The organism is Streptomyces sp. NBC_01498, from assembly GCF_036327775.1.
Lineage (GTDB): Bacteria > Actinomycetota > Actinomycetes > Streptomycetales > Streptomycetaceae > Streptomyces.
In genome coordinates, this window is sequence record NZ_CP109598.1 from 4,201,557 (window position 1) to 4,216,384 (window position 14,828).

A 14,828-nucleotide genomic window follows, 5' to 3' on the forward strand; every position below is an offset into this window, starting at 1 on the left:
CGCACACCCGCGCGCCTCACGGTCCGTCTTTTCTCGCCGAGTTCGCCGAGTCCGGTGGGTCCGGCGAGCGCGCCGCTCGTCGTACCCGCTGCCTTCCTCGGTGTCGTACCCGGTGTCGTGCGCCCTCAGTGCGCCGCCGCGCGGGCCATGCTTCCGCGCTGCGGCTGCATCGGTACGGCCGGCGGTCGGCCTCCCGGTGCGGGATTACGGCGCGGCTGCGCGGCCACACCGTTCTGGACGTCCATCACGGCGTGCGCCACGAGGCCGCCCATCGGGTCGTGCCTGATCAGGTCCCGGAGCCGGGAGCGCGACGAGCGCCCCTCGTTACCGGGGTAAAGGTGCTTGCCCAGACCGACCGCGTGGGCCAGTGCGGCGAGCGCCGCGGTCCGCGGGTCCGGCGGTACACCGGTGCGGATCGCACTGTCCAGCCGTGACCTGATGTCGCGGCTGATCGCCGTCTCCGCAGCCTGGTAGCGCGTCGTCGGCAGTACTCCGCACATCTGGCCCTCGACGGCATGAACCATGCCGCACCGTTCCAGATGCGAGAGGTAAATCTGGCGCAGCCCCAGTCGGGGCCCGCCGATCCAGTGAACCGCGCGGACCGGACTGCCACGTCTGCGCAGCAGTTCCAGCGCGGAGTCCAAGGTCGGATCTCCGGTCGGCCGTGGCATCACCACGGCGATACGATCCCCGTCAGGGGCTATCCGTCCTGCCAGAGCCAGCTCCACTAGCTGTGCTCCGGCCAGGCCGAGGTCGAGCGACTGCGGCTGCGCTGTGGTACCCGTGGCCGGGTCCAGAGCGAGCAGCAGAAGCTCCTCCGGAATTGTTCTGCGGCTCCTGCCCATCCATGCCTCCCCGCGTGGATGAATGACAGGGTGACCCCTCTCACATTGGTCTGTCGAGGGTGCCTGGACGCTTTGTGCGGGAACCGTTATGTATGTCGTTCTCGTCTTGGGCTCGGGCTGTGGTTTCACACAGGACACTGATAATCAGTTCGGAGAGTGCGGCGGCGGAGCGCGAGACACGCCGCACACGCCGTACACGCAAGAGGAGGCACGGTGGCGGGCGAGTCCCCCGACAAGTCGGAGCAGCGGAAGTCGTCGGGGGAGGCGGCTCGGCAACAGGATCCGAGGTTCGCGGTCTTCCGTGAGTCGGCCGCCGTCCGGGAGACGGGCACCCGTGAGGAGGCCACCACGGCCGGGGAGGCGGAACGGGGCGGCGCCGGTACCGAAAGGAAAGACGTCGGGCAGGGGGCGAAAGGTTCCCCGCCGGCCCCGGAGGTCGCCGGCGACCGGGCGACGGCCGTTTTCTCGGTCCGGGGGGTCGCGGACGGTTCCGGGGGCGCGGAGCCCGCAGACGAGCCCCTGACGGCTTCTGAGGGGCCTTCAGCGGCGGAGCCGGAAGCGGAATCCGTCGAGGAGCCCGTACGGCCCGACGGAGACCGTGCCGGATCCGGCGCCCGATCCGCCGCCGCGCCGGCCGACGAGGACCCGGAGCGCGACAGCGGGACCGAACTGGAATCCACGACCGAACCCGCGTCCGAGGCTGCGTCCGCATCTGCGACCGAGTCCGAGCCGAAGGCCGGGGCGGGGGCAGCGAGCGAGGCCGGGTCGGACGCGGACGCGTCGGACGGTGGGTCCGGGACGCCTTCGGCGGCCGGTACGGCGGACGCCGAGCCCGAGCCGGACGCCGAGCCCGGCGTCGACCGGAGGACGGCCGTGTTCAGGACTGTGAACTCCGGGTCGCCGAAGCCGGAGGCCGCGCCGCCGTCGGACGAGACGCCCGACGAGGCCACACCCGCGTCCGGGTCCGGAACCGACAAGGCGACCGGGCCGGACGCCGAGCCCGGTGTCGACCGGAGGACGGCCGTGTTCAGGACTGTGAACTCCGGGTCGCCGAAGCCGGAGGCCGCGCCGCCGTCGGACGAGACGCCCGACGAGGCCGCCGTATCGGAGACCGGTACGTCGGACGCCGAGCCCGAACCCGACCCCAGGGCCACCCCGCCCGCCGAGGCCGACGCCGCGCCCGGCCCGAAGCCCGAGCCCCGCGCGGAAACCGCCCCCGGCACCGCCCCCGACCCCGAGCCGGAAACCGGCGCCGCGTCCGAGACCGGTATTGACCGGAAGACCGCCGTCCTCCGGACCGTCGAGCGGCCGAGCGTCGACCAGCCCACGGCCATGCTCAAGCTCCCGTCGCCGCCCGCGCCCGCTTCCCCGCCCGCGCCCGCTTCCGCCCCCGACGGGCCGTCCGCGCCCGCCGCGAAGCCGGACGCCGCCGCCGAACGCGCCAGCACCTTCGTGCCCCTCCGGTCGGACGAGGCACGCCCCGCCCCGGACCGGCCCGCCGCCCGCGCGTCCGCACCCGCCTCCGGCACCGGAACGGGTGTCGCCGAGGCCGAGCGCACCCGGCAGCAGCCCATGCCGCCGCTGCCGCCGCTCGATCTGCTCGCCGAGCTGACGAACAAGCCGGCCCCGCCCGAGACCCCCACCCGCACCGTCGTCCGCCGGATCAAGATCTGGACGCCCCTGGTCCTTCTCCTGCTGATCGTCTTTGCGGTCGTACAGATCGCGCGCCCGCTCCCGACGACGTCGCTGAACCTCACGGCGAAGCCGACGTACACCTTCGAGGGCGACAAGCCCGCGCTGCCGTGGCCCGGCGAGGGCCAGGGCTTCATGGCGGCCACCGGACTCGGCACCGTCGGCTCGTTCGGCGAGCAGAAGGCCGTACCGATCGGCAGTGTGGCCAAGGCCATGACGGCGTACGTGGTCCTCAAGGACAAGCCGCTGAAGCGGGGCGACAAGGGCGCGAAGATCAAGGTCGACGCCAAGGCCGAGGAGGACGGCGGGCTCGACGCGCAGGGCGAGTCGACGCTCAACACGGTGGAGGAGGGCGACACCCTCACCCAGTACGACGCGCTGGCCGCCCTGATGATCCCGTCCGCGAACAACATCGCGCGGCTGCTGGCCCGTTGGAACACCGGCGGCTCGGAGGAGGAGTTCGTCAAGAAGATGAACGCCGCCGCCGCCGAGCTGGGCATGAAGAACACGGAGTACACGGACCCGTCCGGTCTCGACGCCACGACCGTGAGCTCCGCCGAGGACCAGGTGAAGCTCGGCCAGAAGCTCGTCGAGATCCCGGCTCTGATGGACATCACCAAACTGCCCGAGTGGACGGACCCGTCCGGCAAGACCTGGCGTAACTACAACACCCTCGTCCCGTACGACGGCGCGCTCGGCATCAAGACCGGCTCCACCACCAAGGCCGGCGGCAATCTCCTCTTCGCCGCGCACAAGATGGTCGGCGACACCGACCAGCTGATCGTCGGCGCGGTCCTCGGCCAGCACAAGTCGCCGATCATCGACACCGTCAACGCGGTGAGCAAGGACGTCATGCGTGCGACGCAGGACGAGTTGGAGGGCGCGACCATAGTGAAGAAGGGCCAGGTCGTCGGCGAGGTCGACAACGGTATGGGCACCACGGCGCCGGTCGTCGCGACCGAGGACGTGAAGGCTGTCGGCTGGTCGGGCCTGACCGTACGGCTCGAACTGTCCGACGACGGGAAGCCCGTGGCGCAGTCCGCAGCCGCCGGAACACACGTCGGCACGCTGACCGTGGGCGAGGGCCGGAGCCAGGTGAAGGTGGCCGTGGCGCTCCAGGGCGACCTGGCCGAGCCGACGTTCGGCGCCAAGCTGACGCGCGTCGGCTGACCGGCCCCGGCTGAGCCAGTCGGCCGATCGTGTCCCACGACCGCGTGGGAGGGCGCCGCGAACGGCGCCCTCCCCGCCCCCGGCCGCGTGCTAGCGTCCGAGAAAAGTCAGCCAGGACAGGGCCGGGGCAACCTGGGACGCGGGGACGGCGTCCTTACGTCTCCGGGGCCCGACGGGCCGGGGGAGGGCCGGCACACCGGGCTGACGGTGAGACGGGGAGAGTCGCAGTGACCACCGCGGAACCGACGCGCGCCGACGACGGCACCGGGACCACACCCACGGGGACGGGGGGCGAGCAGCCGAAGACCACGCCTGCTGCCGGACGTCCGGCCGGCGAGGCACCGACCCCGGAGAAGATCCCGGGACGCACGGCCGAAGCGACCCCGGCTTCCGACGAGGCCCTGGCCCCCGACGCCGCTCCCGACCCGTCGCCGGCTCTCGATGCCGCCCCCGCGCGCCCCGCCGAGCCCGACAGCGGCCCGGCTTCCGGCGCCGCCTCCGGGCGCACGGCGCACCGCCCCACCGGCCCCGCCCCGAACGAGGCCCCCGACGCCGCCCCCGACCCGGCTTCCGACGAGGCCCCGGCCCCCGACGCCGCTCCCGAGCACCCCGCCGAGCCCGACAGCGACCCGGCTTCCGACAACGCACCCGAGACACCCCCCGACCAGCCCCCGGCACTCGCCAAGGACCTCCGCAGCCGAGTCCTCCGGCACCCCGTGCTGCTCACCGGCACCGTCGCAGGGGCCGTCCACCTGCTCTGGTTCTTCTTCTTCGCGAACAGCGGCGGCGACATCGCCGCGCAGGACGCCTGGGCCGAGTTCGTCGGCCGCCACCCGGACTCCGCGTACAACCTCGCCTGGTACGGCGGGATGCACCCCGTCTCGTACAGCGTCGTCTCGCCCTACCTGATGTCGCTGCTCGGCGTCCGGACCACGATGATGGTCGTCGGGACGGTCTCGGCCGCCCTGACCTCGCTGATCCTGTACCGGGTCAAGGCCGTGCGGAATCCGCTGGCCTGCTCGTTCGCCGGAGTCTTCGCCTTCCTCTGCAACGCGCTCTCCGGCCGGGTGACCTTCGGCCTCGGCACGATGTTCGCGCTCGGCGCGGTCGCCGCCGTCTTCTGCTGGCCGTACCGCTGGCGCTACCGGCGCTGGGCCAAGGCCGTCGTCGCCGCGCCGCTCGCCGGGCTGGCGACCGCCGCGAGTCCGGTGGCGGGCCTGTTCCTCGGCGTCGTGGCCGCCGCGCTCTTCCTCAACAAGCGGCGGCCGGGCGCGTACGCGGTCGGACTCGCCCCCGTCGCGGTCGTCGGGCTCTCGGCCTGGCTGTTCCCGTTCTCCGGCACCCAGCCGATGTCGCCGGGGACCGCCTCGCTGCCCATCCTCTTCTCCGTCGTCACCTTCTTCCTCGTGCCGCGCTCCTGGCACACGGTCCGCACCGCCGCCGCCGTCTACGGCATCGGGGTCCTGCTGACCTGGGTGATCGACTCGCAGATCGGCTCCAACGTCTCGCGGCTCGCGATGATCGTCGGCGGCGTGGTGCTGCTCGCCGCGCTGCCGTACACGGCGCCGCGCACCCGTAAGTGGTACGCCCTCGCGCTGGCCTTCGTCGCCCTCAACTTCTGGATCGGGTTCAAGGGCGTCGACGACATCGTCCGCACCGCGCCCACCGCCTCCTGGGCCCGCGAACTGGCGCCCCTGGTGAACGAGTTGCAGGAAGTCGGCGCCGAGCGCGGACGCGTCGAGGTGGTCCCGGCCAGCAGCCACCGCGAGGCGTCGGCACTCGCGCCGTACGTCAACCTCGCGCGCGGCTGGAACCGTCAGGCCGACATGGAGCGCAACCCGCTCTTCTACGACGACAGCCTCACCGACGACAGCTACCGCGCCTGGCTGGACCGCTGGGCCGTCCGCTACGTCGTGCTGCCCGAGGGCCGCCCCGACAACGGCGCGGACCGGGAGGCGGAGCTCGTCCAGCGCGGTCTGCCCTATCTGAACCACCTGTGGGGCGACGACAATTGGCAGCTCTACGAGGTCCAGGACCCGATGCCGCTGGCCGACCCCCCGGCGGTCGTACGCCGCGCCTCGGCCGACGAGCTGACCATAGAGGTGAAGTCCGCGGGCCGGGTGCTGATCCGTATCCCGTACTCGCGCTGGCTGGCCCTCGTGGACGAGAAGGGCGAGAGCCTGGAACGCCCGGCGGAGACGGCCGCGTCGAAGGCGGACGAGGACGGCCCCAAGCGGTTCACCAACCCCAACGGCTGCCTGTTCCGCGCGGAGAAGAACACGGACGGCGACGAGTGGACGGAACTGCTGGCCCCCCACCCGGGCACGTACCGCGTCTCGGCCCCCTACCAACTCCGCCCCGGCACCCCCTGCCCGGACGAACTGCGCGACGAGGGCTGACACGCCCGCCCGGCTGCTGGACTCCGGGGCCGGGGCGATGAGGCCGCGCGGTCGCACGCGACAACCCCGGCGACGCGGGAGGTCGTTCCCGGGATACTCGTCGCCCATGGATGAGGTCAACGTTGTCGTCGCCCACTCCGAACGCGCGACCTTGCGCGTGGGCGAGGTGTTCCTGAAGGTGGACGCCGATCAGGCGCGTCTCGACATCGAGGTCGAGACGATGGCCCTGGTGCCGGTCCCCACCCCGGAGGTCCTGTGGCGCAAGCCGCCGGTGCTGGCGATCGCCGCGCTCCCGGGGACGGCCCTCGGCCGCCTCGGCGAGCCGTCGACCGCGTCCCCGGCGGCGTGGGCCGCGGCGGGTGCCGCGATCCGGCAGCTGCACGAGGCGCCGTTGCCGCCCTGGCCCGGCCGGCGCCGCCAGGGTCCCGTCGAGTTCGCGGCGGAACTCGACGGCGAGTGCGCGTTGTTGGTGAAGAACGGCGTCCTGCCCGCCGACCTGGTCACCCGCAACCGCCAGGTCGCCGAGGCCGCACTCCGGCCCTGGACCCCGGTGTTCACGCACGGCGACCTACAGATCGATCACGTGTTCGTCGACGGCGACGAGGTCACCGGCATCATCGACTGGTCCGAGGCGGGCCGGGGCGATGCCCTGTTCGACCTCGCCACCGTGACACTCGGACACGAGGACCGCCTGGACGCCCTCCTCGCCGGTTACGGCACCGACGTCGACCTCGACGTGATCCGCGCGTGGTGGTCGCTGCGAAGCCTGCTGGGCGTTCGCTGGCTGGCCGAACACGGCTTCGACCCGTTCGCGCCGGGCTGCGAGGTCGACGTGTTGCGGTCCCGGATGTGACGCTGTGGGGCGTCACCGCCGTGATGACCTGTGAGAGTTGACCCTGTGGGCTGCTTCCGAGAGGGAAGCAGCCCACAGTACGGGTGCTGGAGCCCGCCCTCGGCAAGGGCGTTGACGAAGGTGTTCCAAGCGCTGCCGGTGAGGGTGACGCCGTGGCCGTCGGGGGTTGCGGAGTCGTGGTCAACTACGGCTCCGCTGCCAAGTTGGTCGTCTTCCTGCCGGGACTCCCGCACCCGCCTACCGCGCCAGGGTGGCAAGTTCAGGCAAGTTCCTCGTCTCCACAGAGAACGCACGGCAACATGTTCCATACAGAACGTCACCCACGGCGGAGGTGGACACCATGGCCCTGCGTAAACTCGGTAAGGACCCCGAGAGCCCCAACGGAGGCTCTCCCACGGTGTACCTGGACGACACCACGGACAACTACCTTGTCCAGGGGTTGAAAGTGTTGGACAAGGAGCGCCTGACTCAAATGGACATCCCCGAGCACGAGACGGTGGTGGAGATCCCCAGGCGCCTGGCTCAGTTCTTCCTGGAGGTGAAGAGTGGGAAACGTACCGACGTTTGACGAGCTGTTCCAGAACTGCCAGAGCTCGGCGGTACATCTGGAGATGCGCGACGGCTATATGAAGTCGGATCCCGTCTTCATCGATTGGCGCGCCGGTCAGCGGATCGATCCGGCCGAGCGCTGGCCCGACTGGTACGAACTGGTGGCTGAAGCGAACGGTCGTGGCGTGGAGGTGCGCCGGGCCCGCATCGTTTCGGAACCCGTCAGCGAGTACATTCGCTTCGAGTACGAGGTGACGGAGGGACTGAACGTCTCGGCCGGCGAGAAGATCCGTTGGCTCTCACGCCGTCACGCGACGAACATCGCTCTCCCCGGCAACGACTTCTGGCTGTTCGACGGGAACCTTGTCCTCGTCAATCACTTCGACGGGGACGGCGACTCTCTGGAACACGAGTTGACGACCGACCCCGACGTGGCAAAGCTCTGTGCCTCAGCTTTCGAGACCGTGTGGGAGCTTGGAACGCCGCACGAGGAGTATCGGCTGAGCTGATCGCCTGAATCACGCGGACGACTCACGTCATGCGATCTTCACAGCAGCCGCCACAACTGTCCTCTTCAAGCGTCCAAGAAGCCACAAAGGCCCTGGGCCAACGTCTGCGTGAGATTCGGAGGAACGCCGGACTCACGGCTCGGGCATTGGCCCAGCAGGCCGACTGGCACAAGTCGAAGTGCTCCCGCTTCGAGAGCGGGAGCCGACGTCCTTCGGAGACCGACCTTCGTGCCTGGGCACTTCACTGCGGCGTTCCGGAGCTTGCCGAAGAACTCGTGACCACAGCGCGTGGCATCGAAGGAATGTACGTCGAGTGGCGCCGGATGGAGCAGACGGGCCTCAGACACGTTCAGGAATCCGTACTCCCCCTCTGGGAACGAACTCGGCGCTTTCGTATCTACTCGTCCTGGCTCATTCCGGGGCCCGTACAGACAGCGGCCTACATCGAAGCCCTGTTGAGGTCCCTCCGTGACCGTCGGCGGCTCGTCGACGATGTGGAGCAGGCCGTCCGGGTGCGCGTGGACAAGCAACGCGTTCTCCGTGAGGGGGACCATCGCTTCGCGATCCTTCTGGAGGAGAGTGTCCTCCGCCACCGCATCGGTGGCCCGGAGGTCATGGCGGGACAACTGAGACACCTTCTTGAAACGGCTTCCCTGCCTTCGGTGAGTCTCGGTGTGATCCCCATGACCGCCGATCGCACCAAACTCTGGCCGGTGGAGGGGTTTTTCCTTTTTGATGAGGCAGAAGTCAGTGTCGAGTTGGTCTCGGCGCACCTCAGCGTGAAGCAGTCTCAAGAGATCGGCATGTACGTTCAAGTATTCTCCGACCTTTCGGAGCTCGCCATTTACGGTTCGGCGGCAAAGGAATTGATCAGCGCGGCCATCGAGTCTCTCCAATAATTTCGGGCAAGATTTGGCAAGTTCGTTGAAGGTCCCATTTCTCCGCCTTTAGCATGGAACTCCACCAACCCGTTGGAGGAGTACATGAGCACCGACACCAAGAGCAGCGTCGAATTGATCGAGTTGGGCAAGTTCTTCACCGTCGCCGCACGTCGACTCGACGCCGGCTTCACCGCACCGGAGATGTTTTCTGCGGCGATCGACGCCGCATGGCACCAGTTGGCCACCTCACCTCAGGCGCACTCCGCATTCGCCAGCGAGCACGCCGGTCGGCGGTTGACCCATGTCGAGGCGCCGGGGAACGGGCCAATTGCCTGGGCCCCCGCCTACGAAGAGATGTATGGCGCTTTTCCGGACATCTGGTTCACCAACGCGGACGGCACTCTCAACGAGCAGTCCTTGAGCCTCTACCGGGCAACCGGCTCGGTGACGGCCGAGTGGAACTGTTCCCCGGCACCCGGCGACGGCGAAGACATGGCGCCGAATACGACCACTCGGTGATCACCACGTCAACTGACCGAGCGCCCTGGCCGACGGCCGGGGCGCTACGCCTCATTGAGGGCCGGTCGGAGAATCCCACGAGCGTGGACGTCACCCGGTATGTCCAGTCGATGCACGCGTACTGTCCGTTCCTCGAAGCTTCCGCTGCCCGGGGTCTGACGCGCTGGACGGTGTACGAGATCGCAACGGGAGCCGGTCGGCACGCGGTCGAGGCGGAGCTGTTCCACGCCGCCGTTGACGCGGCTGAGCGGGTACGCCTACCCGAGAGACGGCAGGGCGCACTCCTCTGCGAGAACGTTGTCGTCCTGGACGGTTCGTCGGACCTGGACCACCGAAAGCTGATGGCGTGGCCCCACTGGGCGCTGAAGCATCTGTACGGGCCGGTGGGAATCATGTTCGGCAAGTTCGCCCGAGGCGTTCAGGAACGGGACAGGGCGGGCCGGAACATCCCGTTGGCCCCGTTCTCGTTTCTCGCCGTGCGTACCTCGGTGCGACGGCTCGATCCGATTTTTCTGAAGGACACCCCGGATCTCTCGTCGGTCGTAGCCGCGGCCAACGACGACGGCCGCGATGTATTTGAGAAGATCCCTTGTGACTGGAAGATGGTACGAGAATGGGCGAGTTCGCTCCCTGCCCCGCGGAAGCATTGAAGGCTGCCGAGGCCGCCTGCGGCTCTCCCGTCGAGTTGACCGAGATCACCGACCGGCGCGGCTCCGCCGTGTGGAAGGCGACCGGGGCGGTTGCCACCGTAGCGATCAAGCACGGCTACGGGGAAGGAGGGGAGACCACCGCACGGGAGGCCACTGTCCTGGACCAACTCGCCGGATACACAGTCGTGTCAGGGCAAGCCACGGAGGGCGTCTGGTACGTCACACCATGGCTGGACGGGCCATCAACCTGGAAGGTCTTCGCCCCCGTTCGCAAGGGCGGGGAAAGCGGGGGCCGTCAGCGCAATTGCGATACCCCGGCTCTCGCGGGAGCTGTTGAGTTGTGCCGCGCGGTCGCCGATCTTCACGCCGCCGGGTGGGTCCATGGAGACCTTCAGCCCTCCCACGGCGTCCATACAGGTAGCGGTGCCAAACTCATCGACTTCGCGTGGTCGTGGCACAAAGCCACGCAGACGGCTCCCTGGCCGAAGTTCTACGGCGGTATCACGCACCTGGTCGCACCGGAACTGGCCGCATGGATTGTCGACGGGCCTCAACCCGTGACGCCTTCCGGGCCGTCCGACATCTATGCGCTCGCCGGGGTGCTCTGGACCTGTGTGACCGGCAGGTGGCCGCTGGACTACAGGGCGGCCGACATCGGGCCGGACACGGGACCGGCGGACCGTCGGGCGGTCATCGCCACCGGCGAGATCCCGCTGGACTCCGCGACCCCTTGGCCGGCGCTTCAAGACGTGCTGCGCCCGGTTTTGCTCGCCGGCCCTGACGATCGACCCACGGCGGCCGAACTCGGCGACACGCTGGCGTCACTGCCGTGACCAGGCTGCGGGAGCTGAACCTGGACGATGCGCCTGATGTGCGGAGAATTTTCAGCGGACGGTCGTTGAAGTTCCTCGGACGTGGCCCGATGAGCTCTGCCGAGGCCACGGCGTACGTCTCTGCGGCAATGGCCAGATCAGCGGACGAGCCCCGTCTTCAGTACACCTTCGGCATCGAGGTCAAGGGCGACACGGCGGGTATCGTCAAGGTCAAGATCACGCACGACGAGGGCCGCCTCAGCTACATCCTGCGCCACGACGCCTGGGGACGCGGCTACGCGGCCAGTGCCGTGACCGAAATGCTGACCTTCGCCTTCGACGCACTGTCCTTGTCCACCGTGCGCGCGAAGCATCAGGTGGAGAACAGAGCCTCCGGCAGGGTTCTCGTGAAGACAGGCTTTACACGCATCGGAACGGCGGACGGCTTCTCGCACTACGCGCAGCGCATGTCTGTGGGCTGCATCTGGGAAGGACGCAGCCCACAGGACGGGTGCTAGAACCCGCCGTCGGCGAGGGCGTTGATGAAGGTGGCCCAGGCGTTGCCGGTGAGGGTGAAGGCGGGGCCGTCGGGGATTTTGGAGTCGCGTACGGCCATGGCTCCGCCGGGGAGGTGGGCGCTTTCGACGCAGTTGACGTTGGCGTCGTTGCTGTAGCTCGACTTGAACCAGTGGACACCAGTCAGCGTGTCTGCCGTGGTTGTCATCGGAATTAAAGCTCCTTCATTGCTTTCTTGATCAGGCTCAGAGACTCCTCGGGCCCTGGAGCCAACGCTTGCAGGTCGTTGAAGGCTTCCGCGTACAGCTCGACATCCGGCTGGCGACGCAGCACCCAAGAATCAGCCAGATGTTCCAGATGCACCAACGGCTTGAGGGCAGTGTCGTCCCGGAAGTGAAGAGTGCAGAAAGCTCCGTTCATGCATCGGTGAAGGCCGGCCTTGAACGGAACTACCTGGACCTTGATGTTGGGTTCGGAGGCAGCTTTGATGAGGTGAGCAAGCTGGGGCCTCATGATCGAGGGCCCTCCCACCTGCCGGAGCAGCACAGACTCGCTGATCACCACCACATACTTGAGCGGCGGCTCCCGATGAAGAACCTTCTGCCGTCTCATTCGCAGTTCCACCATACGGTCGATGTCCTCCGCCGAACGGCCGTTGTGCGAGTTCTGGTGGAGCACACGCACGTACTCGGGCGTCTGGAGCAGCCCCGGCACCCACTCGGACTGGTACGTGTGCACCACCGAGGCCGAGGATTCCAACCCCAGAAACGCATTGGCACCAGGGCCGATGACCGGGCGGAACGCGGTTGACTGCCACCAGTCTCGCTTCGTCTTGGTGACGGCTGCGTACTCCTTGAGCTGTTCAGCCGTCGCTTCGTCCACCCCGTAGACCTGGCACAGCGCCATGATGTCGGAGGGTTCGACGGTCGCGTTGTCCCCTGTCTCCAGCCGGGTCAGTTTGGAAGGGCTCCAAAGCAGCTTCTTCACAACCTGAGTTGACGTCAGTCCTGCCTTCAACCGGATCTGGCGCAGCTCACTGCCGAGTTGCAAGCGACACAGCGTGGGCGTCGCCGCCTCCGTATCCGTCATCATCTGCTCTCCATTCCGGGCAGTGCCCAGCGATGTATCTCGCCTCCGCGAGCAACGTTCTGCGTAAGAGCGGGAGTCTTCATCTTCGGCCGAACTTCCCGCTCACCAGCGGCAATTCGCGTCAGAACTTGCTCGCGCATTTTCACCAGAACACTTCCGGGGCTCCTGTGCTGATGCGAGGCTATACGCACCGCTCACACACCGCAGTCGATTAGGCGCTTTGCGTGAGCGCGGTGACTCGACGACAAGGACTCCCGATGCCTCCCACGACGCGCAGCGCGACTCCCGCAACTCCCGCCCCGACCAACGCAGTCGACATACGGGACTGCGTCCGCCTGAGCATCTCGTTCCGCCCCCACATGCGCCGCGTCGCGCATCTGCGTCACATCGTCGGCGCGCTCCTGCGGGAGGGTGGGATCGAGGAGGGCGCCGTCGAGAACGCGCAGCTTCTCGTCAGTGAGATCGTCACCAACGCCGTGGTGCACGGACGCGGCGACTGTGTCCGGTTCTCGATCTCGTACGAGAGACGCGGCGATGTGCTGATCGAAGTGGACGACGGCTCCGCCGCGCTGGTCGAGGTGCGTCATCCGGATGCCGACGACGAGGGCGGCCGGGGGCTCCTGCTCGTTGCCGCGCTCGCGCGGGCGGCGACGCGTACCGGCGGCTCGCGCTCTGCGAACGACATCAACAGGGTGCAGCCGCAAGGGAATCGAGCCGGTGACCGTTGCCAGGGCCCTGGCCTTTCACGTCATCGCGACCGCCGCAGTCGGCGGTTCGCTCGTGGTGGCTCTGCTGCGCGGCTGCTGACCGGACCGGCTCTCCTCAATTCCCGACCCTCAACCCCCAAGACCCAATCGCTGTCCCAGCTCGCCCGCTGGCGACCTTCGAGGAGTGACCTTGCTGTCCCTGATCCCGTTCCACGAAATCACCCACCTGTTCACCGAGTTCGAGCACACCGCCTGGCGGCTGGAGACCCGGCACGGATACGCGACGGACCGCGACAGCCCGAGGTGGCAGCGCTGGAAGGCCGGCGCGGACATCGCGAACGAGCCTTTCGACACCTGGCGTACGAACGTCCGGGAGCAGACGGCTCTCGGCAAGCGGTTCGAGCGGGTGCGGCTCGTCGACGACCCGCCGACCGAGGGCCAGCGATTCCTCCTCGCCTCCGGGCTGGGCAACGTCGCCGCGGGTGAGGACATCCGTCACCTCACTCGCGCGGAGGCCGAGCGGCTCGAACTGCCCGAGTTCGACTTCTGGTTGTTCGACTCCCGGACCCTCGTCAAGTTCGTCATCGACCCCGAGGGAGCCGAAACCGTCGCCCGCGCCTGCCAGGCCCGCGACACCGCCTGGCACCACGCCGTGCCCACGGGGGAGTTCCAGGCGCGGGCACTGTCCGCTCACTGACGCGTCCGGCTCGTCACCCGTGCAGGGACTTCTCGCGACAGTGTGGCGGCCCGACCCGGTCACCCCGTCGGATCGTAGGCTTGGTGTCCCCCACGGACGACCCGAAAGGCCCGCCCCATGCCGGCACCCCGTCAGCCCGCCGACCGATTCAGTCGCAGGTTCGAGGAGGTGGGGGCGCAGATCGGGGCCGGGGCCGTCGCGCAGGCGGGGGTGTGTGAGCGGTATCAGCCCCCGGGCGGGACCTGGTCGCTGGACTACGGGGCCGGGCTGCTGCGGGTCGGTGAGGTGACCGTGCACCAGTCGCCGCTCGGGTCGCTCGGGCATGACGGTAGCTGGCTGTGGGCATGGGCCAACGAGGGCACGCATCCGCCCGGTTCGCCGCGGCTGACCCTCGCGGAGTGGCTGCGGGAGTTCGGGGAGCGCCATCAGGTGCACGAGTTGGCCGCTCCGCGACTGGAACTGGCCGAATTTCCGGACCCCTTGTCGGCCGCCCGGCGACTGGCGCTGGTGGCTCTCGGAGTCGTACGCACGCGTGGTGTCGCGGATGTCCGGCTGGAGTCGGGGGCCCGTGCCTTCGTGCTCGTCGACGATCCCGCCGTCCCCGAGGCCGTGTTCGACGGTGGGTCGCTGCCGGGTCTCTTCGCTCACGCGATTGGCCTGTTTCCGTACGATCCCAGGCAGACGGTGGCCGGATATCTACGGCGGCACGGTTTCGCGACCCACGAAGCGACCGACGGACGACACGTCCACGGGGAACGCGACGAGGCGACGGTCGCCGTGCGTTTCACGGAGGACGGCCTGATCGCGGCCGTGTCTCACGGTGCCCGGCCGGGGGCGCAGAGTGCGCGCGCCGTGTCCGAATAGGCCGCAAACGTCTCTTGGCGTGATTCATGCCGTCGCGCGTGATCGCTCGTGCGTCGGCCGGGGGTCGTTTGCCGTT

At 68.7% G+C, this 14,828-nt stretch carries 15 protein-coding genes and 1 pseudogene; 13 read left to right on the plus strand and 3 right to left on the minus strand.

Going from position 1 to position 14,828, the window contains the following annotated elements:
- Positions 1-125: 125 nt before the first annotated feature.
- Positions 126-845 carry a GOLPH3/VPS74 family protein gene (locus OG875_RS17945; protein WP_330175234.1) on the minus strand — a complete coding sequence of 240 codons (720 nt, stop codon included), beginning with the start codon at positions 843-845 and terminating at the stop codon, positions 126-128.
- Positions 846-1,058: 213 nt separating this feature from the next.
- Here OG875_RS17945 and OG875_RS17950 point away from each other — a divergent pair, with 213 nt between their 5' ends.
- From OG875_RS17950 to OG875_RS17995, 10 genes are all read left to right on the plus strand, one after another.
- On the plus strand, positions 1,059-3,707 hold the full coding sequence (locus tag OG875_RS17950; RefSeq protein ID WP_330175235.1) for a D-alanyl-D-alanine carboxypeptidase: 2,649 nt from the start codon (positions 1,059-1,061) through the stop codon (positions 3,705-3,707).
- Between the two features lie 356 nt (positions 3,708-4,063).
- Positions 4,064-6,106: an MFS transporter gene (locus OG875_RS17955; RefSeq protein ID WP_443079267.1), complete on the plus strand. Its 2,043-nt coding sequence runs from the start codon at positions 4,064-4,066 to the stop codon at positions 6,104-6,106.
- A 106-nt stretch (positions 6,107-6,212) separates the two neighbouring features.
- A complete protein-coding gene (locus tag OG875_RS17960; protein WP_330175237.1) occupies positions 6,213-6,959 on the plus strand; it encodes a phosphotransferase in 747 nt (248 codons plus the stop codon).
- 340 nt (positions 6,960-7,299) lie between these two features.
- Entirely contained in the window at positions 7,300-7,527 is a 228-nt protein-coding gene (locus OG875_RS17965) for a hypothetical protein (protein WP_330175238.1), read from the plus strand.
- On the plus strand, positions 7,505-8,017 hold the full coding sequence (locus tag OG875_RS17970) for a DUF6879 family protein (RefSeq protein ID WP_330175239.1): 513 nt from the start codon (positions 7,505-7,507) through the stop codon (positions 8,015-8,017). Before OG875_RS17965 ends, OG875_RS17970 begins: the two co-directional genes overlap by 23 nt.
- A gap of 29 nt (positions 8,018-8,046) precedes the next feature.
- A complete protein-coding gene (locus OG875_RS17975) occupies positions 8,047-8,916 on the plus strand; it encodes a helix-turn-helix domain-containing protein (RefSeq protein WP_330175240.1) in 870 nt (289 codons plus the stop codon).
- 84 nt (positions 8,917-9,000) lie between these two features.
- Positions 9,001-9,417 (plus strand): hypothetical protein, encoded by a 417-nt coding sequence (locus tag OG875_RS17980; protein ID WP_330175241.1) that lies wholly within the window; start codon positions 9,001-9,003, stop codon positions 9,415-9,417.
- 83 nt (positions 9,418-9,500) lie between these two features.
- Positions 9,501-10,067: a DUF6875 domain-containing protein gene (locus tag OG875_RS17985; RefSeq protein ID WP_330175242.1), complete on the plus strand. Its 567-nt coding sequence runs from the start codon at positions 9,501-9,503 to the stop codon at positions 10,065-10,067.
- The gene (locus OG875_RS17990) at positions 10,031-10,900 is read left to right on the plus strand and encodes a hypothetical protein (protein WP_330175243.1); all 870 of its coding nucleotides are present in this window, start codon (positions 10,031-10,033) and stop codon (positions 10,898-10,900) included. Before OG875_RS17985 ends, OG875_RS17990 begins: the two co-directional genes overlap by 37 nt.
- Positions 10,897-11,397, plus strand: a complete 501-nt coding sequence (locus tag OG875_RS17995) for a GNAT family N-acetyltransferase (RefSeq protein ID WP_330175244.1) — start codon at positions 10,897-10,899, stop codon at positions 11,395-11,397. Before OG875_RS17990 ends, OG875_RS17995 begins: the two co-directional genes overlap by 4 nt.
- Here OG875_RS17995 and OG875_RS18000 read toward each other — a convergent pair.
- Both OG875_RS18000 and OG875_RS18005 read right to left on the minus strand, forming a co-directional pair.
- Complete coding sequence (locus OG875_RS18000; protein WP_330175245.1) at positions 11,394-11,603, minus strand: DUF397 domain-containing protein; 210 nt, start codon at positions 11,601-11,603, stop codon at positions 11,394-11,396. The genes OG875_RS17995 and OG875_RS18000 overlap by 4 nt on opposite strands.
- Before the next feature lie 5 nt (positions 11,604-11,608).
- The gene (locus OG875_RS18005) at positions 11,609-12,487 is read right to left on the minus strand and encodes a helix-turn-helix domain-containing protein (RefSeq protein WP_330175246.1); all 879 of its coding nucleotides are present in this window, start codon (positions 12,485-12,487) and stop codon (positions 11,609-11,611) included.
- A 356-nt stretch (positions 12,488-12,843) separates the two neighbouring features.
- Here OG875_RS18005 and OG875_RS31010 point away from each other — a divergent pair.
- From OG875_RS31010 to OG875_RS18015, 3 genes and pseudogenes are all read left to right on the plus strand, one after another.
- Positions 12,844-13,122, plus strand: a pseudogene (locus tag OG875_RS31010) (ATP-binding protein); the annotation flags it as partial.
- 253 nt (positions 13,123-13,375) lie between these two features.
- A complete protein-coding gene (locus tag OG875_RS18010; RefSeq protein WP_330175247.1) occupies positions 13,376-13,888 on the plus strand; it encodes a DUF6879 family protein in 513 nt (170 codons plus the stop codon).
- A gap of 117 nt (positions 13,889-14,005) precedes the next feature.
- Positions 14,006-14,752 carry a DUF6882 domain-containing protein gene (locus tag OG875_RS18015; RefSeq protein WP_330175248.1) on the plus strand — a complete coding sequence of 249 codons (747 nt, stop codon included), beginning with the start codon at positions 14,006-14,008 and terminating at the stop codon, positions 14,750-14,752.
- Positions 14,753-14,828 lie beyond the last annotated feature (76 nt).

Coding starts and splice junctions, on each gene's coding strand:
- OG875_RS17945 (WP_330175234.1), bottom strand. CDS start 845: ATGGGCAGGAGCCGCAGAACAATTCCGGAGGAGCTTCTGCTGCTCGCT.
- OG875_RS17960 (WP_330175237.1), top strand. CDS start 6,213: ATGGATGAGGTCAACGTTGTCGTCGCCCACTCCGAACGCGCGACCTTG.
- OG875_RS17965 (WP_330175238.1), top strand. CDS start 7,300: ATGGCCCTGCGTAAACTCGGTAAGGACCCCGAGAGCCCCAACGGAGGC.
- OG875_RS17975 (WP_330175240.1), top strand. CDS start 8,047: ATGCGATCTTCACAGCAGCCGCCACAACTGTCCTCTTCAAGCGTCCAA.
- OG875_RS17980 (WP_330175241.1), top strand. CDS start 9,001: ATGAGCACCGACACCAAGAGCAGCGTCGAATTGATCGAGTTGGGCAAG.
- OG875_RS17990 (WP_330175243.1), top strand. CDS start 10,031: ATGGGCGAGTTCGCTCCCTGCCCCGCGGAAGCATTGAAGGCTGCCGAG.
- OG875_RS18000 (WP_330175245.1), bottom strand. CDS start 11,603: ATGACAACCACGGCAGACACGCTGACTGGTGTCCACTGGTTCAAGTCG.
- OG875_RS18005 (WP_330175246.1), bottom strand. CDS start 12,487: ATGATGACGGATACGGAGGCGGCGACGCCCACGCTGTGTCGCTTGCAA.
- OG875_RS18015 (WP_330175248.1), top strand. CDS start 14,006: ATGCCGGCACCCCGTCAGCCCGCCGACCGATTCAGTCGCAGGTTCGAG.